This window comes from Kitasatospora sp. NPDC017646, assembly GCF_044329365.1.
Classification (GTDB): Bacteria; Actinomycetota; Actinomycetes; order Streptomycetales; family Streptomycetaceae; genus Kitasatospora.
Window position 1 is genome coordinate 1 of sequence record NZ_JBIRJC010000032.1, and the last position, 19,568, is coordinate 19,568.

16 protein-coding genes, 1 tRNA gene and 1 pseudogene are annotated in these 19,568 nt (G+C 70.3%); 12 read left to right on the forward strand and 6 right to left on the reverse strand.

Features of this window, described 5'->3' with window-relative positions; all coding sequences use genetic code 11:
* The first annotated feature begins 289 nt into the window (after positions 1–289).
* From ACH4J0_RS32675 to ACH4J0_RS32685, 3 genes are all read left to right on the forward strand, one after another.
* Positions 290–661: a peptidoglycan-binding protein gene (locus ACH4J0_RS32675; RefSeq protein WP_396244556.1), complete on the forward strand. Its 372-nt coding sequence runs from the start codon at positions 290–292 to the stop codon at positions 659–661.
* Positions 662–708: 47 nt separating this feature from the next.
* Entirely contained in the window at positions 709–1,074 is a 366-nt protein-coding gene (locus ACH4J0_RS32680; protein ID WP_396244558.1) for a peptidoglycan-binding protein, read from the forward strand.
* Positions 1,075–1,504: 430 nt separating this feature from the next.
* A complete protein-coding gene (locus ACH4J0_RS32685) occupies positions 1,505–2,824 on the forward strand; it encodes a hypothetical protein (RefSeq protein WP_396244560.1) in 1,320 nt (439 codons plus the stop codon).
* Positions 2,825–3,120: 296 nt separating this feature from the next.
* On the opposite strand, the pseudogene ACH4J0_RS32690 reads toward ACH4J0_RS32685, so the two are convergent.
* Positions 3,121–3,626 (reverse strand): annotated as a pseudogene (locus ACH4J0_RS32690) (transposase); the annotation flags it as partial.
* A 202-nt stretch (positions 3,627–3,828) separates the two neighbouring features.
* Here ACH4J0_RS32690 and ACH4J0_RS32695 point away from each other — a divergent pair.
* Positions 3,829–4,302: a diadenosine tetraphosphate hydrolase gene (locus ACH4J0_RS32695; RefSeq protein WP_396244562.1), complete on the forward strand. Its 474-nt coding sequence runs from the start codon at positions 3,829–3,831 to the stop codon at positions 4,300–4,302.
* 95 nt (positions 4,303–4,397) lie between these two features.
* On the opposite strand, the gene ACH4J0_RS32700 is transcribed toward ACH4J0_RS32695, so the two are convergent.
* Both ACH4J0_RS32700 and ACH4J0_RS32705 read right to left on the reverse strand, forming a co-directional pair.
* Positions 4,398–5,330: an SUKH-3 domain-containing protein gene (locus tag ACH4J0_RS32700; protein ID WP_396244564.1), complete on the reverse strand. Its 933-nt coding sequence runs from the start codon at positions 5,328–5,330 to the stop codon at positions 4,398–4,400.
* A 421-nt stretch (positions 5,331–5,751) separates the two neighbouring features.
* A tRNA-Met gene (locus tag ACH4J0_RS32705) sits at positions 5,752–5,828 on the reverse strand.
* A 469-nt stretch (positions 5,829–6,297) separates the two neighbouring features.
* Here ACH4J0_RS32705 and ACH4J0_RS32710 point away from each other — a divergent pair.
* The 7 genes from ACH4J0_RS32710 to ACH4J0_RS32740 all read left to right on the forward strand — a co-directional run bounded on the left by ACH4J0_RS32710 (position 6,298) and on the right by ACH4J0_RS32740 (position 14,219).
* Positions 6,298–6,507 carry a ferredoxin gene (locus ACH4J0_RS32710; RefSeq protein ID WP_030556618.1) on the forward strand — a complete coding sequence of 70 codons (210 nt, stop codon included), beginning with the start codon at positions 6,298–6,300 and terminating at the stop codon, positions 6,505–6,507.
* Complete coding sequence (locus ACH4J0_RS32715) at positions 6,497–7,852, forward strand: NAD(P)/FAD-dependent oxidoreductase (RefSeq protein WP_396244566.1); 1,356 nt, start codon at positions 6,497–6,499, stop codon at positions 7,850–7,852. Before ACH4J0_RS32710 ends, ACH4J0_RS32715 begins: the two co-directional genes overlap by 11 nt.
* 30 nt (positions 7,853–7,882) lie before the next feature.
* Entirely contained in the window at positions 7,883–9,067 is a 1,185-nt protein-coding gene (locus ACH4J0_RS32720; protein WP_396244568.1) for a cytochrome P450, read from the forward strand.
* Between the two features lie 373 nt (positions 9,068–9,440).
* Entirely contained in the window at positions 9,441–9,896 is a 456-nt protein-coding gene (locus tag ACH4J0_RS32725) for a hypothetical protein (RefSeq protein WP_396244569.1), read from the forward strand.
* Positions 9,897–10,124: 228 nt separating this feature from the next.
* On the forward strand, positions 10,125–12,092 hold the full coding sequence (locus ACH4J0_RS32730) for a hypothetical protein (protein ID WP_396244570.1): 1,968 nt from the start codon (positions 10,125–10,127) through the stop codon (positions 12,090–12,092).
* 260 nt (positions 12,093–12,352) lie between these two features.
* Positions 12,353–13,234, forward strand: coding sequence for an SDR family oxidoreductase (locus ACH4J0_RS32735; RefSeq protein ID WP_396244572.1), 882 nt, complete (start codon positions 12,353–12,355; stop codon positions 13,232–13,234).
* 136 nt (positions 13,235–13,370) lie between these two features.
* Entirely contained in the window at positions 13,371–14,219 is an 849-nt protein-coding gene (locus tag ACH4J0_RS32740) for an NAD(P)H-binding protein (RefSeq protein WP_396244573.1), read from the forward strand.
* An 805-nt stretch (positions 14,220–15,024) separates the two neighbouring features.
* Here ACH4J0_RS32740 and ACH4J0_RS32745 read toward each other — a convergent pair.
* The 3 genes from ACH4J0_RS32745 to ACH4J0_RS32755 all read right to left on the reverse strand — a co-directional run bounded on the left by ACH4J0_RS32745 (position 15,025) and on the right by ACH4J0_RS32755 (position 17,412).
* Positions 15,025–15,945 carry a hypothetical protein gene (locus ACH4J0_RS32745; RefSeq protein ID WP_396244574.1) on the reverse strand — a complete coding sequence of 307 codons (921 nt, stop codon included), beginning with the start codon at positions 15,943–15,945 and terminating at the stop codon, positions 15,025–15,027.
* Between the two features lie 668 nt (positions 15,946–16,613).
* Positions 16,614–17,183: a hypothetical protein gene (locus ACH4J0_RS32750; RefSeq protein ID WP_396244576.1), complete on the reverse strand. Its 570-nt coding sequence runs from the start codon at positions 17,181–17,183 to the stop codon at positions 16,614–16,616.
* 43 nt (positions 17,184–17,226) lie between these two features.
* Positions 17,227–17,412: a hypothetical protein gene (locus ACH4J0_RS32755; RefSeq protein WP_396244577.1), complete on the reverse strand. Its 186-nt coding sequence runs from the start codon at positions 17,410–17,412 to the stop codon at positions 17,227–17,229.
* Between the two features lie 540 nt (positions 17,413–17,952).
* On the opposite strand from ACH4J0_RS32755, the gene ACH4J0_RS32760 reads away from it, so the two are divergent.
* The gene (locus ACH4J0_RS32760; protein ID WP_396244578.1) at positions 17,953–18,879 is read left to right on the forward strand and encodes an adenosine kinase; all 927 of its coding nucleotides are present in this window, start codon (positions 17,953–17,955) and stop codon (positions 18,877–18,879) included.
* Positions 18,880–19,568: the final 689 nt, after the last annotated feature.

Consider the following 19,568-nt stretch of genomic DNA (forward strand, 5'->3'; position numbering starts at 1 on the left):
GACGTCGAGTACTTCGGCACCGACGCGCACAACACCGTGCACGTCGTCCTCTACGCCGGCACCGACCCCACCACCGGCGCCGACATGATGTACGAGGCGAAGGAAACAAACTCCAACGTCCACTACGTCACCCTGCGCACCGGCGGCTACTGGTACCACGTCACGGCCTGACCACCCGCGCAACACCTGACACCACCCGCCCGGGGCGGCTGTCCGCTCAGGCACGTCATCGACGGCCTCACCGTCCGCCCCGGGCCCGTCCACCTGTCCCATGTGAAGGAGAACGCCCATGCGCACCAAGCTCGCTGCCATCGCCGCGGGAGCCGTCGTGTTCACCGGCCTCGGAGTCGGCACCGCCACCACCGCTTCCGCCAGCACCCCCGCCCAGTGCACCTACACCGGTTTCTACAGCGACAACGAGCCGGAGGTGAGCTACGGCGACAGCGGCCCGGAGATCAAGGCACTGCAGTGCGAGCTCAACTCCAGCGTGCGCGGCGCCGGTCTGCAGGTGGACGGGCAGTTCGGCGACCTGACCCTCGCCGTGGTGAAGAAGTTCCAGGGGTGCGAGGGTCTCCAGGTCGACGGCATCGTCGGCCCGAAGACCTGGGCCGCACTGGATTTCCAGAGCCCCATGGACACCGCGGCGAACTACATCTGCTGATCCTGCCCCACCAAGTACTCCCTATCAGCTTTACCGAAGGAAGGACCATGAGCAACAAGCTCGCAGCCATCGTGGTCGCCACCGTTCTGGCCGCCGGGTTCGGTGTGGCCACCACCGGCAGCGCATCGGCCGCGACGTCCCCCATCGCGGGCTGCGGCGGCTGGAGCGCCAACGAACCGGAGCTGAGCTACGGCGATTCCGGTGACGAGGTCAAGGCGTTGCAGTGCGAGCTCTGGGGCTCTCTCGCCCACAACGGCCCGGCCATCGACGGGCAGTTCGGCAACCAGACCCTCGCCGCGGTGAAGAAGTTCCAGACGTGCGAGGGTCTCCAGGTCGACGGCATCGTCGGCCCGAAGACGTGGGCCGCGCTGGATCACCAGATAGCCCAGGAAACGACTCCGGTTTGGTGCTGACGGCCCGTCAATCGCGAGCAAGGGGAACCCGCATTCGCGCAATGAGGTCGCGGCTCCCGCCGGCCCGTCGGCCGGGACCGTCGCCGAGCGCTGACCCTGGTGGCCGTCGCTCGGAGATGGGGCCCTGATCCGCCGGGGCGGCGACCGGGCCGCCCGCGTGCGCGTCTTCACCGCGGCTGCCACCGCTCTGGTCACCGACCACCGTTGAACGAAGCGGCGCCGCGCCGCGTTCGAGGGTCCGAAAAGATTTCTCGGGTCCGTCTGCAACCGCGGCGGGGGCTGCGCGTCTAGTTAAGTGAGAGGCGCGGAAGGGGGGCCACCTTCCGACGGAAGGGTGATGTTCCGCCTGTGGACCGCAGGGTTCACGGCGCGCGTCCCGGCCGCTCGCCGACTCGCTCACGCATCCATCCAATGTTTCCAGGGGGGAAGCATGTCCAGCACCACCCGTATCCGCCGTTCCCGTCGTGCCGTCGTCGCCGCTGCCACGCTCGGCGTCCTCGCGCTCGGCGGCTCGCTCGCCCTTCCGGCGCAGACGGCCTTCGCCGGGGCCCTGCACGACGCGTACCAGGGGGCGCTGAGCGTCCAGGCGCCGGCGGCGGTCGGCTTCGCCGGGCAGCCGGTCGCGTTCACCGAGACCATCGCCAACACCGGCACCGAGGACACCTCGTACGCGCTCCTGCTGCAGACCACCACCGAGGCGGGCACGCCGCCGCACGCGATCACGATCGACTACAAGGACCCGGCGGACGGTATCTGGAAGTCGGTCCCGCTGGACTTCTACCCCGGCAGTGAGGAGGCCACCTACAACGGCATGACCGGCGCCATCGTGGTCGCGGCCGGCAAGAGCGTGAAGCTGGACATGCGCATCGGCGCCCCGATGGGCCTGCCGCACGACGGCGCGAGCAACGGGGGCTTTCACTCCATCACCCTGGCCTCGCGCCTGACCGTGCCGGGAACGGGGGACAACCTGGGCGAGCAGGTCAGCACGATCACGGTCGACTCCATCGGCAGCTCGCTGGCCCACGTGCCCGCCACGGCGATCGCCGGCGGGGCGCCGATCGAGTTCGACGCGGTGCTGGCCAACCCCACCCCGTCCGCCTACACCAACCTCGGCGACGTCCTGTTCGTCGACCCCCACGCCACCGTCGAGGTCCGCCAGGCGGACGGCAGCTGGACCACGCTGGAGAAGGTCTCCGCCGGGATCCCGGACGACAAGCCCGGCGTCTACCTGCAGGGCCGCGACTCCTCCATCGGTGCCGGGAAGACCACGGTGACCCGGGTGCGGGTGTCCTACGACGCGACCACGCCCCTGGGCGCGACCTCGATCGACCCGTGCCTGTTCGTCAACGAGGGCGCCACTCCGTTCCGCGGCACCACCTCCTGCAGCCAGGGCAGTACCGTCAAGGTCGTCGCCGACCCCGCCCAGACCCCCGCCGAGACCCCCACCCAGGCCCCCGCCCAGACCCCCGGGACCACCGCCGGCGGGAACGTCAAGCCCGCCGCCGACACCAGGGCCACGCAGGTGCAGCCCGCCGCCGACACCAAGCCGGCGGCCCCCGCCGCGGCTGTCCCTGTCGCCGTCCCCGCCGCCGCGGCTGCCCCTGTCGCCACCCCCGTCGCCACCGGCACCGAACTCGCCGCCACCGGCACCGAATCCGACACCGTCACGGTCGGCACCGCCGCCGCCGCAATCGCCGCCCTCGGCACCGGCGCGCTCCTGCTCGCCCGCCGCCTGCGCCGCCAGTCCTGAGCCGCCCACGGCCCGCGCCGCGCACCAGCGGCGCGGGCCCCGGCGCACCCCGGGGCATCCCCCGGTACGGTGCGGGCCGCGGTTCTGGACAGCGGTGTGAGGGTGGACCAGTCTCCACCACCACGGCGTTCCCCCAACCCTCAGCCGGTGCCGCGCGCACCGCGCTCTTCGAGGCGGTGGCCGCGGTCGGCGACGAGGCAAGCGGGGCCGGTAGATCATCCGGCCCTTCTCTCCGGGCTTGTAGCAGCACAGCGCGACCACCCGAGATCCGGCGGCGGGAGCGGCCCCGGACAGGGACGGAGCCGCTTGAACTGGTGGAGCCAGGCGAAGGCGCGCTCTACGACCCAGCGCAGCTTGCCACGGCCGGAACCGTGGGCGTCGCCGCGTCGGGCGATCATCGGCTTGATGCCGCGCTTCCCCAGCAGGCGGTGCTACTTGTCGAAGTCGTAGCCCCGGTCGGCGAACAGCCGTCGAGGCCTGCGGCGAGGGTGTCCTCGTGGTCCTCGGATCAGCGGTATAGCGTCTGGCAGGGGCAGCAGCCGGGTGACGCCGTGGCGATTGCCTTTGGTGCGCGTCACGGCATGCGGGGTACCACAACGGTCCACGATTACATGGTGCTTGGAGCCGGGGCAGGCGCGGTCGACGGGTGAGGGTCCGACATCATCTCCCCTTTGAGGGCGCGGACATGCGAGCCGTCCACGGCGCAGTCGTGCAGGTCCAACAGGTCCGCGCGGCGCAGTTCGGTCAGCAGCGCGGTGTGCAGGCGGGGCCGGACGCCGGCCTCGGTCCAGTCTCGCAGCCGGGGCGTGCCGACAATCGCAGCGGTGGGCGCGCCATTGATCTTGGGGTCGGAGAGCTTGACGCAGTAGATGCCGGGGTTGGTGTTGATCGTGCTCTTGTCGCCGGAGGCATGCATCTCGGCGTGGGCGGTGTCTCGGCAGGTTCGGATATCCGCGGGTGCGGAACAACTCCCGGCGGATCAGCCGTGTGTAGAGTCGCTGGTCATGACTGATGACTGGCGGAGGAACCGGATCGGCAGCGCGCTTCGGGGCACGAATCCGATGGTGCTTCGGAGGCTGGAGGCCGGTTTCGCGGTGATCGGCGACATTCAGTTCTTGCCGGGATACTCCGTGCTGTTGGCGGACGATCCTGCGGTGCAGAGGTTGTCGCAGCTTCCCCGGGCCAAGCGGCTGGAGTTCCTGTCCGACATGGACAAGTTGGGTGAAGCCGTCGAGCTTGCCTGCAAGCGGTCGGATCCCGCCTTCCGACGGGTCAACCTGGAGATCCTCGGGAACACCGACCCGTTCCTGCATGCGCACGTGTGGCCGCGGTTCGAGTGGGAGCCACCTGAGCTCGTGGGCAAGCCCGTGTGGCTGTATCCGCGCGAGCGGTGGACCGACGAACAATATGTGCTCGGCGCGCAGCACGACATCCTGCGAGAGGCGATCAGCGAGGAACTGGCCCGGCTCGCGTCCTGACTGTCCGGAGCAAGGCGGCGTCGTGATCCGCAGGCCACCTCGGCGGCGTAGGTCGTTCTGACAGCTCCGGCAGCCCATGGTCGGGATTCTTCGGTTCAGTCGGGCTTCGCGCTGCCAGTTCGGTCGCACAGTAACAGCTCGATGTCCTCCTCCCAGGCCTTGCGGGGGTTGATCTCCACCGGCCTCGTCCCGGCACGGTGGACCGTCAGGCGGACGGCACGGGGGCGTGGTCCGCGGAGCCAGAAGCTCAAGGCCCGGGCCAGGGCTGAGACACCGCCGACTTCGCCGAACACCACGGAGATGGTGTTCTGTACCGGTATCTGTTCCTCGGGGCCCGGGGCCCGGCTGATGAGGCGCACGTCGAGCATCGCCGGATGGGCCCGAAGCTCATCGGCGAGTGACTGGGCCTCCGAGGGGGCCTCGTCTCCGGTCACGGATATCCGCACGTGAACGGGTTCGCCCAGAGTTGTTGCGTCCGAAGGTAGTTGAGGACGAGCACTCCATCGGCGACGGGCCGGTAGGCGGTGGAGTCTCGACGGTCGCGGCGGGGTGACCGGGAGTCGGGGCCGGGCGGCGGACCCTGACAGGGGACGGCCGGGATGTCTGACCGTCACCATGCGGAGTGCCCCCTCGGCGAAGTCCCGGCCGAGGAAGTGGATGTCCTCCCACGCGGAGTAGAACGCACCGGATGCGCCGAGCAGGTAGAAGCCGGTGCTGCCCGGCCGGCCCAGCCCGACGACGCAGAGGTCCTCACCGGCTTCCCGGCAGAACCTGGAGAGGGAGAAGGGGTGCAGGCCACTGGTGCCGCACCCGAAGTTCACACCGGTGAGGCGATTCGGATCACGCGGGTTCGGGAACCGGGGCGAGAGACCGGCGAACTCGGCGAAGAACTTCAGTGCGTATCCGGGGAGTGCGTCACCAGAGGATTCGAATTCCGCGGCCGCCTTGGCCAGTGCCAGGCCGGACCAGCGATCGGGGACCCAGCCGGCGGACAGGAGGACGAGCTCGACGCGGGGGTCGAAGCGCATGCTTCTTCTTTTGACGATTGACTGGCAGAACGTTTGACCGTCTGAGGGTACCGGTTGACGTAGAGCGAGCGCGGCCACGCCCGACGCGTCGCCTGGTGCGCCGCGAGGGTGGTCTCATCCGAAGTCTTTACCGATCATTCGGCCGGGTCCGAGGTGCGGCGGAATTCCGCCCTCCGCCCGGGCTGTGGCAACGCCGACGAACCGAAAGGGTGGCTGATAACCACAGGCGGCCGGTGCGGCGATCCGTCCGGTGAACACAGCAACCCTTGTCAGAAGCTCGGTGGTCCGGAGCACTCCGAACAACTGCCGCCGATCGGATCGGTGCCCGGCTGCGGTTCCTGAGTCGAGCTGCCCGCGGACCGGCCGGTGCGAAGAAACACCGAGGGCGGATGCCGTACTGCGCATCCGCCCTCGGCGTTCGTGGTAGCGGGGACAGGATTTGAACCTGCGACCTCTGGGTTATGAGCCCAGCGAGCTACCGAGCTGCTCCACCCCGCGTCGATGGGTTCGACTCTACGGCACCGGCCGCTGATCACAAATTCGGATTCCGGGCGGCTTGTGGGTTCCAGGTCTGCCTCAGCGGGGTCGGTCGATCTCTGGCTGAGGTCTGACGTCAAGCTGGAGTCCCGGCTACATCGCGTGCCGCCGGCGGGCCGGGGGCCTCGACGTGACCACGCCCGAGAAGCAACAGACCACCGCGGTGCGGCTGCGCGAAGCCGCGGCTCGCGCGGACCGAGCGGCGTCCGGCGCAGCAGCAGAAGCGGCGGCTCTGCTGGACGCCACTGCTTCGGTGAGGTGTCACCGCTGAACGCTGATGAGCAACTGGGATGCCGTTCTCGGGAGTTCATCCATTTCTCTCATCGTGCTGGCCCGAATCACGGCTCGCGTCACCAGGCATGCAGGGACCCGGCTCCGGCCCCATGCTGGAGATGAGGGGGGTGTGACAACGGAGGAAGAAGTGGTGGAGATGCGGACCGTTGTCGACCTCACACGCTGCCAGGGCTATGCACAGTGCGTGTTCCTCGCCCCGGAGGTGTTCGAGCTGCACGGGGAGGAGGGGCTGCTGTACGCCACGGCCGTCCCAGACGACCAGGTGGAGCGGGTGCGCCAGGCCGCGGCGGCGTGCCCGGTGCAGGCGATCCTCCTCGGGGAAGAGGTGAGCACCGGTGGCCGGTGACCTGAAAGACGGCCTCATCGTCATCGTCGGCGCGTCGCTGGCCGGGCTGAGAGCCGCGGAGGCGCTGCGCGAGGAGGGCTTCACAGGGTCTCTGACCGTGGTCGGGGACGAGCCCCATCCGCCCTACGACCGGCCGCCGCTGTCCAAGCAGGTGCTGCTGGGCCAGGCGACGGCGGACACCCTGGAGCTGCCGATGCGCCGGGACCCGGACGCCGAGTGGCGCCTCGGCGTGCGCGCCACCGGTGTGGACCTGCTGGCGAAACGGGTGCTGCTGGCCGACGGCGAGTCGCTGCCCTACGACCGGCTGCTGATCGCCACCGGAACCCGTGCGCGGCCCTGGCCCAACCCGGAGGAAGGCGCCCTGGACGGGGTGTTCACCCTGCGCACGCGCGAGGACGGCGCGGGACTGGCCGAGCGGCTGGCCGCGAGACCAGAGCGGGTACTGGTGATCGGCGGCGGTTTCACCGGCTCCGAGATCGCCTCCGCCTGCCGGGAACTCGGCCTTGAGGTGACCGTCGCCGAACGCGGCCCCGCACCCCTGGTGGGTGCGCTCGGCGGCACCCTGTCCAAGCTCGCCGCCGTGATGCAGCGCAACCACGGCGTCGACCTGCGGACCGGGGTGACGGTCACCGCCCTGAACGGCAACGGTGCTTTCACCGGCGCCCAGCTGTCCGACGGCAGCCGCGTCGAGGCGGACGTGTGCGTCGTGGCGCTGGGCGCCATCCGCAACGTGGAGTGGCTGGCGGAGTCCGGGCTGGCGGCGGGCCCACGCGGCATCGCCTGCGACGCAGGCTGCCGGGCCTTCACCATGTACGGGATCGTCACCGACGACGTCTTCGTGGCCGGCGACGTCTCCCGCTTCCCCCACCCGCTGTTCGGCTACCAGATGCTCTCCCTGGAGCACTGGGGCAACGCGGTCGAGCAGGCCGCGGTCGCGGCCCACAACATGGTCAACCCCGGGCTGCTGCAGCGCCCGCACCTGGCCCTACCGGTCTTCTGGTCGACCCAGTTCGGCCTCAACATCAAGTCGGTTGGCGTCCCCACCTACTCCGACCACGTGGTCATCGCCCAGGGCTCCCTGGAGGCACGCCGTCTGGCGATGGTCTACGGCTACCGGGGCCGGGTCACCGCCGCCGTCACCGTCGACATGGCCAAGGTGCTCGACTACTACCGACACCTGATCGAGACCGCCGCTCCCTTCCCGCCCCCGCCCGGCGCACAGGACCGTGCGATCGCGGCCGACATCGCGATCCCCTCCGCCGTACCGGACCCCTCCGTGCTGTCCCACGGCCCGACCGTCGCACTCACCGGTCACCTCCCCGACCGCCGGCTGACGGTGGTGTAGCCCACGTCCCGCCCCCGATGAGGAGCCACCATGGACTCCGCGACCTTGCTCGCACGGATCACCGACTACGCCAGCCGTCCCGACCCCTATCCGCTGTACGCGGAACTCCGCGAGGCCGGTCCTGTGGTGCCGCAGGCCGACGGCAGCTACCTGATCGGCACCTACCACCACATCGCCGCTCTGCTCCACGACCCACGGATGAGCGCCGATCCCCGCACCCGCGGCGAGGTGACCCGCAAGCCGCCGTTCCTGCGGCTCGACGACCCCGAGCACCACAGGCTGCGCACCCTGGCCATGCGGCCCTTCGGGCCTCCGCACAGCCCTGGCCGGGTCGACGGCATGCGCGACGAGATCGACCGGATCGCCAGGGAACTGGTGGAGCCGTTCGAGGCGAGGCACCAGGTCGACATCGTCGACGACTTCGCCTACCCGCTGCCCGTCACCGTGATCTGCCGCCTGCTCGGCGTGCCGCACGAGGACGAGCCGCTCTTCCGGGCCTGGTCAGACGTGATCGTCGCAGCCGCCGACGTCAAGCCCGACGACGACTCCGCCGAGCCCGACAAGGCCGGCGACCAGGCACGGATGGAGATGGGCGGCTACCTGTTGAACCTGGCCGAGCAGCGCCGTGGCAAGCCGGGCGACGACATGCTCTCCGCCTTCGTCAACGAGCCGGACCCGGCCCTGCGGCTCACCCAGGAGGAACTCGCGGAAACCGCCGTACTGCTCCTCATCGCCGGACACGAGACCACGGTCAACCTGATCGCCAACGGCGCCCTGACCTTCCTGCGCCAGCCCGAGCAGTTGGACCGGCTGCGCCGGGAACCGGAGTTGCTGCCGCGTGCGGTGGAGGAACTGTTGCGCTACGAGCCCCCGGTCCACATGCGCGAGCGCATCCCGCACGCCGACGTGGACATCGCCGGTACCTCCATCCCCCAAGGCGTCTCCGTGATCCTGGCCCTCGCCTCCGGCAACCGCGACCCCCAGCGGTTCCCCGACCCCGACCGGTTCGACCCCGCCCGCCCCGACAACCAGCACCTCGGCTTCGGCAGTGGCATCCACGCCTGCTACGGCGGCCCCATGGCCCGTGTCGAGGCCTACGCCGCGCTTGGCGCACTGCTTCCCTACCTCGCCACGGCGAGCCTGGTCCAGGACCCGCCCCCCTACCGGCAGAACGCCATGCTTCGCGGACCCCGCCACCTGCCCATCCACCTGTGAAGCCGAGGGGCACGGTGCCCCCGTCAGGCCGCAGCGGCAGGAGTACGCCGGACGCCGCCGCGGTCCTCGCCCGTGACGCGGTGAGTGGGCGCTGTCTTCGTTCGACGACGCACCATTGCGCGGGCCTCAGCCGTCGGCAGCGGTGGTGAGTCCCGCCGCGGGGGTCCAGGATGGATACAGCGGCGGATGGCACGCCAAAACGGTGATCATGCGTCCGTCTCATGATTCGTCGTGTCTTCCGCCGCTTGCGCCTGTGGCTTCGTCGAGAGCGTGGGTCGCGGGTCGAGCGGATCACCGCTGAGCGCGCATGGCGTGCCAGTTGCTCGCAGACCAGTCCATGGACCGCACGGGCGCGGGAGCGAGGAAGGCTGCGATGACTACAGAGGCTGAACTGCTCAAATCCGACGATCAGCGGCTCGATGAGCTGTTTCGCAAGAGTCCGGCCGGTGAGATCCCCAGAGGTCCGATGGAGGGCCTGGCGGTCTTCCCCGTGGCAGGTCGGGCGGGAGCACGGCTGCTCGCCAGTGTGGTGAACCTGACCGCGTGGCGGGGCAAGGTCTTCAGCCCGGACGGTTACCTCAGCAACCGGCTCACCGCCATGGACATCCTGTCCATCGTCGCCATGGTCGGACCGGGCCCGAGCCGTCTGGACGACCAGGAGTGCATCGTCATCGACTACTCCCACACGTCATTGGTGTTCGGAGGCGTGCGCGACGAGCTCCGTCAGGTCGGCCCGGGCCTGTACCTGGGCCTGATCTGGTTGGCCGGCCGCAAGATCGGATGGTTCACGCTGCGCGACCCGGACAACGCGGAGAACAGCGACGCGTAGGACCGACCGAGCCGGGCTCCTGGTGCCCCTGATCACCGTCGTTCCGAGCGCCCGCCTCGACAGGGCGTGCTCTCCGCGAACACGCGGCGAGACCCTCCTTCAGCGCGTCGCGCCGGGTAGTCGGTCCGCGGGCGAAGGCTCAGCACCACGCCGACATCATGAGAGGACCTGACCGTGCCTCCCGCTATGAACTGCCCCCGCAGAACCGCGCCCCGCACGCCGCGCGTCATGGCACCGGCCAAGCTCTCCCGGCACCGGCCGGTCGCTGTCGTGGCGGCATCGGCCACCGCGGCACTGGCTCTGACGGCACTACCCGCTGCCACGCCCCCCAGCACGCCGCCAACGCTGCACGGCACAGTCACCAGCGCGGGAAAACCTCTGCCCCACGCCGACGTCACCCTCTTCACCGGAGACCGCCTGGGCGTCCGGAATCTGGGCCACGCCACGACCGACGCCGGGGGAGCCTTCCAGATCCGGTCCACCCATCCCACGGGCCCGGTGCTGTACGTCGACGCCGCGCCCCACGGCGACCGGTCGTTGCGTCTGCGTTCCGTCGTGGGGATCGGCCCCGGCGGCGGCGTGCCACAACGCCGGGAATCCGTTGTCACGGTCAACGAATTCACCACGGTCGCCACTACCTACGCACTGGCCCAGTTCACCGACCAGCACGGCATCACCGGGCCCAGCCCCGGTCTGGAGAACGCTGCGGCGACGTCCTACAACCTCGCCGACCCGGCCTCGGGAAAACCCGGCAAGGTCGTCACCGACCAGAACAACGGCACCAGGAACGAGACCCAGGCCACCCTGGGCACCCTGGGCAACCTCGTCTCCCTCTGCGCGCCGGAAGCGGACACCGGGCGGTGCCAGGACATGCTGCGGCTGGCGACACCGCAGCACGGGACCACTCCCGCCGACACGGCACAAGCCGTGCTCAACCTCGCCCACAACCCGGGACTGGCCACCGGAGAGCTGTACGCCCTGGCCGGCCGAGCGCACACCTACACCCCTGCGCTCACCGCGGCACCGGAAGCCTGGGTCCTGGCCCTGCACTACGCCCCACCCGATGTCTACGCCCCCGGCCGGATGGCCATCGACGCCAAGGGCAATGTCTGGGCCTCCAACAACTGGCTGCCCGGAACGCGAAACCCCAGTCCCTACGTCACCGTGCAGGACCCGGTGGGTAACCCCACCCTGAACAGCCCCATCAGCGGCGGCGGCATGAAGGCGGGCGCCTGGGGCATCGCCATCGACCACGACGGCTCCGTATGGGTGCCCAGCTACGGCGGCGATGCCATGTCGAAGTACTCGTCGACCGGAAAGCCGCTGTCACCCGACACAGGATTCGAGAACGGCGACCTGAACCACCCCCAGGGCACCGCAGTCGACCAGAAGGGCAACATCTGGATCGCCAACTTCTACGGTCTGAAAGGCAACCCCGGCCAGGGGAGCGTCATCGTCTACCCGCACGGGGACCCCTCGAAGGCGATCACCATCAAGGGCGGCGGCCTCGACCACCCGTTCTCCGTCCAGATCGACGGCTACGGCCGGGCCTGGGTCGCCAACGCCCGCCTCAACGGGGCAAGGCTCCTGGACACACGCGTGCCCCAGGGCCACGCGGGCGGGAGCGTCACCGTGATCGGGCCCGACTTCAAGCCGACCTCGTTCTCGCCGATCAAGGGCAGCTCGCTCGACTGGCCCCTCGGCCTGGCCGTCGACTCCAAGAACAACGTCTGGGTGCCCGACTTCGTCAGCAACTCGGTCACCGAAATCGGGCCGAGCGGCAAGATCACAGGCGTGTACGGACTGCCGACCGCCATCGCTCCCTGGTCCGTGGCCATCGACGGTTCCGACCGCGTATGGGTCGCCGGCTTCGGCGCCCCCTCCGTCTCCGTCCTGTGCGGCGTGAACACCAGCGCCTGTCCACCCGGCTCCTCCACCGGCTCGCTGCTGACGCCGCCCCACGGCTATCGCAGCAGCTCCATCCAGCACCTCACGGCCATCCAACTCGACCAGTCCGGCAACGTCTGGCTTGCCAACAACTGGTCCGAAATCGCCCCACCCACCGGCGGTAAGGGCCTGGTCGAACTCATCGGAGTCGCCACACCTGTCTGCACACCCCTGACCCCGGTACCCTCCCGCCCGGCAACGACCAGCTCAACCGCCTGCCCCTCCCGGACCAGCACGCAGCCCGGATGACCATGCCCGGCAGCGTCGGGCCGGTGCCCGGGGCCGCGTTCGACGATCCGGCCTTCGGCGGCGGGCTCGCCCATCGGCTCCTGCGTCGCCGCCGTGTACGGGTTGTCGCCCACCGCGCCGCCTGCTGCGTCCGGGCCGCGCTGCCGCCCGCTCTCGGCCCGGGGAGCGACCACGGGCGCGGTCCTATGTGATGGGACTCTTGTCCCATCACCCTGTTAGAGTGACGGGACAAGAGTCCCATCACTTTGGGGGAGAGCTCCATGCGCGTCTTTGTCACCGGTGGCACTGGTCTGATCGGTTCCGCCGTCGTCGCCGAACTGCTCGGCAATGGTCACAGCGTCCTCGCGCTCGCCCGTTCCGACGCCTCCGCGCTGGCCGCCGAGGCGGCCGGCGCGAAGCCTCTCCGGGGAGCTCTCGCCGATCTGGGCGTCCTTCGCTCCGGCGCCGCTCGGGCCGACGGGGTGATCCACCTGGCATTCGCCAACGACTTCAGCAGTCCCGACGCCGTCGCCGAGGCGGTCGCCGAGGAGAGTGCCGCCCTCGCGACCCTCGCCGAGGAACTCATCGGCAGCGACCGGCCCTTGGTCACCTGCTCGGGTACGCCCCATGTGCCGGGCCGTGCCTCCACCGAGGCCGACCCGTTGCCGACCGACGGGCCGGTCGGTGGTCGTGGTCGCGCCGTCGCGGCGGTCCTGGACCTGGCCTCGCGCGGGGTCCGGAGCACGGCCGTGCGCCTGCCGCGTACGGTCCACAACCAGGGCACGGGCGGGTTCGCCGGCTTGCTGACCGGCATCGCACGCCGGACCGGAGTGTCCGGCTACCCGGGCGACGGCACACAGCGCTGGCCGGCCGTGCACGCCCTCGACGCGGCAGTCCTCTTCCGGCTCGCGCTGGAACATGCGGAAGCCGGCACCTCCTGGCACGCCGTGGCCGACGAGGGAGACCGGGTGCGTGACATCGCCGCGGTCATCGGCCGACGGCTGGGCCTGCCGGTCGAGTCGGTGTCACCACAGACGTACGGCCCTCTCGGCCCGATCCTCACGAACGACCAGCCCTCGTCCAGCGCCCGCACCCGGCAGATCCTCGGCTGGGAGCCGAAGCACCTCAGCCTCCTGGAGGACCTGGAGAACATCCAGCCCTGAGCGGCGACCGGAGGCCCCGCTCACGGCACTCGCGCCGAGGTCGACAGACCCTCACACCCCACCCGCTCGGCATCACCGCTGCGCGGCCATTCACGTCCACAACCAACAGGTCCACACCCAATAGGAGGCCCCCGACATGGTGGCAGTTGTCTTCGGCGCTCGCGGTAACGTCGCTCGTCACGTGGCGGATGGCCTGCTGGCCGCCGGTGAGCAGGTCAGAGCGGTCAGCAGGACCCCGGCCTCGGGCTCGACGTCCGGGTGGGAGGCCGTCGCCGCCGACCTGGACCGTCCCGAGACGCTGCCCGCAGCGCTCGACGGCGCCGACAAGATGTTCCTGTACGGAATGCTCGACCCCCAGAAGCCCTACGACATCGAGAAGGTCGCTGCGGCGGCCACAGCCGCGGGGATCCGGCAGGTGGTCCTGCTCTCGTCGGTGTCGGTCGTGAACCACGACGCCGACCATCCGGTCCCGCGCCTGAACCGCACGATCGAGCAGGCCATCCAACGGTCCGGCATGGACTGGACGTTCGTCAGGCCAGGGACGTTCGCGATCAACACCCGCACCTGGTGGGCCGAATCGATCCGCACGGACAACGTCGTCCGTCTTCCCTATCCGCTCGCACAGTCGGCACCGGTGCACGAGAAGGACATCGCGGCGCTTGCGGTGACCGCCCTGACCGAACCGGGTCACTCGCACCAGGCATACACCGTCTACGGGGCCGAGTCCCTGACTCTCCAACGGCAGGTCGAGCACATAGGCGAGGCCCTCGACCGCCGCATTCGGATCGAACACGTCTCCGACGAGCAGGCTCGCGCGGACGTGGGTAGAACGATGCATCCGGTCGTGGCCGAGGCGATCGTGAGTCAGTGGGCCGCTGCCGACGGCGTCCCGGCCCTGACCTCCGTCATCGCCGGAAAGATCACCGGCACGCCGACGCACACGTACGCCCAGTGGGCCGTCGACCACGTCGGCGACTTCCGCTGAGCTTGCCGGTCTCGCTCTTCCGAGGGTGCTGCACCGGATCGTCACCACCGCTCTGGACCTGGCCGGCGCCCGCTACGGTGCGCGGCGTCCTCGCCCCGTCCGGTGACCGCCCGGACCAGTTCATCACCGCCGGCCTCACCGACGAGGAGCGCGTGGCCTCGGCCGTCCGATCCGCCATCCGGAGCCGTTGCGGGTGGACCACATCCCCCTCGCCCCCGGTCCAGGCCGCCCGAACCCGGCCGGGAGCGGGGGCGCTGGCCGCACGTGGGTAGCACCGTAGGTGCCGCCGTAGGCAGTCCCGCGGGTGCCATGGCGTGGTGGTCGGCCGGACGGCGGCGAGGGCGTGCCGCAGCCCGGTGGCGGCGGCTTGGTGACGCCCCGAGGCCGACTCGCGGGTTCGAGCCCGGTGCCGCGACTGACGGGCCTGGCGAAGAGTCGTGTCCTACCGGCTCGAGGCGCGGCCAACCGCCCCGCTTCGTCCTGCTTCTCCTCCGGCTCCCAGGCGCGGAGCAGGTCGAGCGGCCCTGCGTCTTCGTCAACGTGCAAGGAGTCAGCCTGGATACGGTCGTACGGGTAGAGGACCAACTCACTGGCCGTGCCATAAACGGAGGCGCCGGCGGCGTCCGAGTCCTCACCGGTCGCGGCCGTGGGCGCGGGGATGCGGGTGACGCGTGCGCCGTCGCCGTCGACCGTGAGGCGCCAGGAGCGGCCCTCGGCGGCGTGGAAGTCGAAGGCCGTGGGCTTGTGCGGCCAGGCACTCGGTGTTGCGCAGACGGTGAACAGGAAGGTCGTACCCGTCCTCCGACTACCGCTGACGGCGGAGGCGGCGGACGGCGAGCAGGACGCCGGCGCCCAGGGCGAGCAGTACGGCGGAGGAGGTGGCGAGGAACGTGTTGGTCTCGGCGGCACCGGTGTGCGCGAGCTCGGGGTTACCGGCCGGCGCGGTGGTGGCCGGCGCGGCGGGCGGGGTGGCGGGCGGGATGGCGGCGGTCTCGGCCGGGGTACGGTCGGCGGCCGGCTCGACGGCCTTCGTGGGAGCGGGCTTGGGCTTGGCCGGGGTGGTCGGCTTCGCGGTGGCGGTGGACCGCTGGGGCTTCGGCGTGGGGAACGACACGGACATGGTCTTGAAGACCCAGGGCGCGTGCTCGCCGTCCTCGGTGTTCGCCGTGATGCCGACCCGGATTTCGTGGAGGTCGGCCGGAGCTTCGGCGGAGAGGCCGACCCGGAAGGTGAAGTGGGTGGCCCGCCCGTTGGCTACGGGCTCGCCGTGCTTGCCGATCGCGAACAGGTTCGGGTCGCAGCCGCGGACGAGCGGCACCTTCTCCCAGCCCTTGGGGCCGCCCTCCTCCACGGTCAGGTAGTCGCTGCGTAGCGGGGCGCCCTTCTCGTTGTAGAGGGAGAGCGCGGGCGTGACCGAACGGTACGGTGCGCCGGTGAAGTTGGCGGCCTCGACCGGGATCTCTACCTTCGGGCCGCCGGCCGTGATGGCCAGCGACGGCGTCATGAAGAACCCGACCTCGGCCGTGCCCTTGTGCTGGACGGCGGGTGCGGTCGCGGACGGATCGGTGGACTTGAGCGGGGCGCCGCAGGCCCAGGCGGTGTCGCTCATCGCGAGGACCTGGACGCCGCCCGCGAGGACAGCCGTGGCGGCGAGGGCGGCGACGCGGCGGCGGACGGGGAAGGCGCGGTCGTTCTTCGCAAAACGGTTGATAACGGACGTGCGCATGATGTGACCCCCCAGGGACATGTGTCTGACGGTGTGTTGGACGAAGGCGACCGGCTCCGCTCCTCGTGAGCGGAAGCGCCCCTGGCTCCGCCGGTCTCGCTCTCCGTGCCTTCATCCGTATAGACGCCCATCCCGGCCGGGGGTTGCAGGTGGGTTGAAGGATTTTTTCGGGAGTCTTCGGCCGGGCTTCGGGACTGCCGGAGCGACGGATGAGCTGATGCTCCGACAGGAGAAGGCGGCGGTCGAGGACGGGGAACGCCGGTCGCGGCGGCGGGACGTTCGACGCCGGCGCTGCTGGCGGGGCTGGTCTGCGTCGCGGTGTCCTTCTCCGGGCCGGTGGTGGTGCTCGCCGCGGCCGCCGCCGGGCGGCTCGACCCGGCGCACACCGCGTCCTGGAGACGGGCTGACGGCTCACCGGAGTCGATGAAGGGGTCCTGTTCCGCACTGACGTGTGGAACAGGACCCCTTTCCGCGTCTCGGCCGCTGTGGTAGGCGACGCCGGCGATTGGACCGGGAGCGCGCTCCCCGGGAAATCGGGAAGGCGGCCCAGGGGCCCTCGTAAGCGACTCGCGAGGGGCCTCGTCTGCCGGCGTCCGCAGCTGAGTTTCTGCTTCTTACGGCGAGAGGGCGCACTCCCGCAGGAGTGCGCCCTCTGTGCCCGGCCGAGGTCATCCGGGCGTTGGGGCCTGGCGGATTGCTTCAGGAGTTCCGACCGCCAGAAGGACGTCTGTCCCGTTTTTCCACGAACGTAGCGAGTCTCCGGTTTTCTTCTGCACCTGGACGGAACTTCCATTCCCTTCTATCTTGACCGTCAAGGCTTTCTCGCCGCAGCCGAGGGTCATGAATTGGAAGGGGCTCAGCTGGGCGGACGCCTGGGTATATGTTCCGGCAAGAACATTCCCGGGGAAGTTCACGTGTGTGTCCGCGAAGGAGCTCGCGGTGGGACGCGAAGATCCGAAGGAGCTGAGGGCGGTTGGCTCGGTCAGCTCGTCCGGCAGGAGTGCCACCTGGCAGGTGCCATTCCTGACGGCGAGGACGACGCCGGTGCCCGAGACATCGGCGATGCCGAGGATCTTGGCGGTGCCCTTGGCGGGCGGGGCGTCGATGCTGCGCTGGACGACGGAGTCCACCGGTGCGGCTGCCGTCGCGTCCAGAGACCAGGGACCGCTTTGTTGCTGAGAAGTTGTCCCGTCGTCGGTGCACGCGGCCGCAAGGACGGCTGTAGCGACGAGAGTCACCGTCCCCAAGAGCCGACTGGTTCGCCGCATATGCTCAACTCTCCTAGTTCAGCGTGGCGTTGTAGCAGTAGCCTACCGGTTTCTTCACTTCCCCGGTGCCGATGTACGAGCCGGCCTCGTAGATGCTGAAGGTCCAGTAGTCGAAGAGCTGGTAGGCCTGTAGGTTCCCGGACTTCCCGTCCGGAACCCGGGACGCGCCGGACTCGGTGCTCGAGATGGTGTCGGTCACGCTGAAGCCGACGTCGGCAGAGGTCTTCCCCACGTCGATCGACGCGCTCGCGGACCACGGGGTTGCTCTCGTGTGGGTTTGGACGCCGGTGGCAACGCCACCGTCTCGGTCGCCGCGAAGGGCGCCGTGGCCCTCTACGGAGGCACCAGCGCCACGCCGACGCCGACCGCGTCCCCGATGTCCTCAACGAGCTCAAGCGCTGCCTCGCGCACGGCTGACCGTTCCCTCCGCTCCGGCTGAGCCGCTCCCGGACCGGGAGCGGCTCAGCCGCTTGGCTGGCCGTGCGGCCGGGTCCCCGTGTTGTCGCCGAGCTCTACCGGGACCTTCCCGACCGGGAGCCAGCGACGTGGTACCGCAGGAAGGCGGCGGGCCACAGCGTCTGCAAAATATTTCTGAAAGGTTCTGCAAATCTTGCCATGACTCGCCGCGCCTGATTGACTCCCGCTTCGAAACTGCCAGTTGACGACGGGTCGCATGAGTGGGCCGAGCCGCCGGGGCCGTGGTTGCCGCCACCAGGTCCCGGGCCTGAGAGGAACACCGATGAACACTGAGACAGACGTCCTCGTCCTGGGAGGCGCCGGGGTCGACACGATCGTGTACGTGCCCGAGCTTCCGCTGCCCTTCGCCGACAGCTACATGGTGCCGAGGGTGGAGATGCGGGCGGGTCAGACCGGCGACTTCGTCGCGCTCGGGCTGAGTGCGCTGGGCCTGCGCGTCCACCACCTGGACATGCTCGGCGCCGACCACCCCGGTGACCTGGTCCGGGCCCTGCACCGCGACCGGGGCGTCGCGCTGACCGAGGTCCCGCTGCCCGGCGGCACCAAGCGCGCCGTCAACCTGGTCGGCCCCGACGGGCGACGCCTGTCGCTCTACGACGACACCCGCTCGGACGAGGCGGACCGGCTGCCCGAGGAGACCGTCCGGGCGCTGGCGTCGGTGAGCCGCCACGCCCACGTGTCGATCACCTACCCCTGCGCGTTCGCGCTGCCGCAGCTGCGCGAGGCCGGCGTGACCGTCTCCACCGACCTGCACAACTGGGACGGCACCAACGCCTACCACGAGCCGTTCGCGTACGAGGCCGACATCGTCTTCCTCTCCACCACCGCCCTCGCGCAGCCGGAGCGGACCATGCGGCGGATCGTCGAACGGGGTCGCGCCCGGGTGGTCGTCGCCACGGCCGGCGCCGAAGGCGCGTACCTGCTGTCCGACGGGGAGATCACCCACGTCCCCGTCGTCCCGCCGCTCGCCCCGGTGGTCGACTCCAACGGTGCCGGTGACGCCTTCGCGTCGGGCTTCCTGTTCGGCTGGCTGGCCGGCGATCCGGTCGCGCGGTGCGCCCGTTACGGCGCGATCGCCGGGGCCTTCGCCTGCACCGTGCCGGCGACCGGCACCGAGTCCATCAGCCGGGACGAACTCCTCGCCCGCGTCGCCGAACTGGACGCGCAGGCGGCGGGGGGGAGTGCATGACGGGCCCGTCCGGCGGCTACGACGTGCTCGTCCCATGAAGGCCTCCCGGTCCGAGGCGCTGCCCGCGAGGAGCCGTGCGTTCGCGGCGTTCTGCGCTGCGACGCCGAGGACGTAGTTCACGAGCGCGCCGGCCGCGTCGAAGCGCGCGCCCGCGTCGGCGACCGCGGCGCCGACCGTCACGCCGTTGATGACCTGGTCGGCGGCTGTGGCGAGCAGATCCTCCTTGTCCGCGACGTGGTGGTAGACGGCCCCGTAGCCGGGGGACGCGTGATCCGCAGCCGCACGCACAGCACCAGGCGGCCCGGCACCGCGCCCCGCCTGGCGCTGTGTTGAGCGGATCGGCGGCATCGGCTCGGAGGCGCCCCGCTCGCCGAGGTGGGTCATGGAGGAGTGCCGGTACTCGTGCAGGTCCCAGCCGGTGCCACGTCGAGCGGGAAGAGAAGACCTGTGCCGCGACGGGCGAGGCCCTCGGCTCGCGCGACGCCCCGGTGTTGATTGTCGCCGGATCTTGGACGTTGTGTCATGAGGCTGTGACGGTCGCTCACATGAGCGATCGTGTGTGTCAAAGTCGTTGTAGCCAACAACGATCGTCTTCCTCCGGAAGTCGGAGCCGGACAGTCTCCGCCGGATGCGGGGCGGTGACGGTGTTCCTGCGCAAGGGCGGCGCCACGGTCACCGAGGGGACCGCA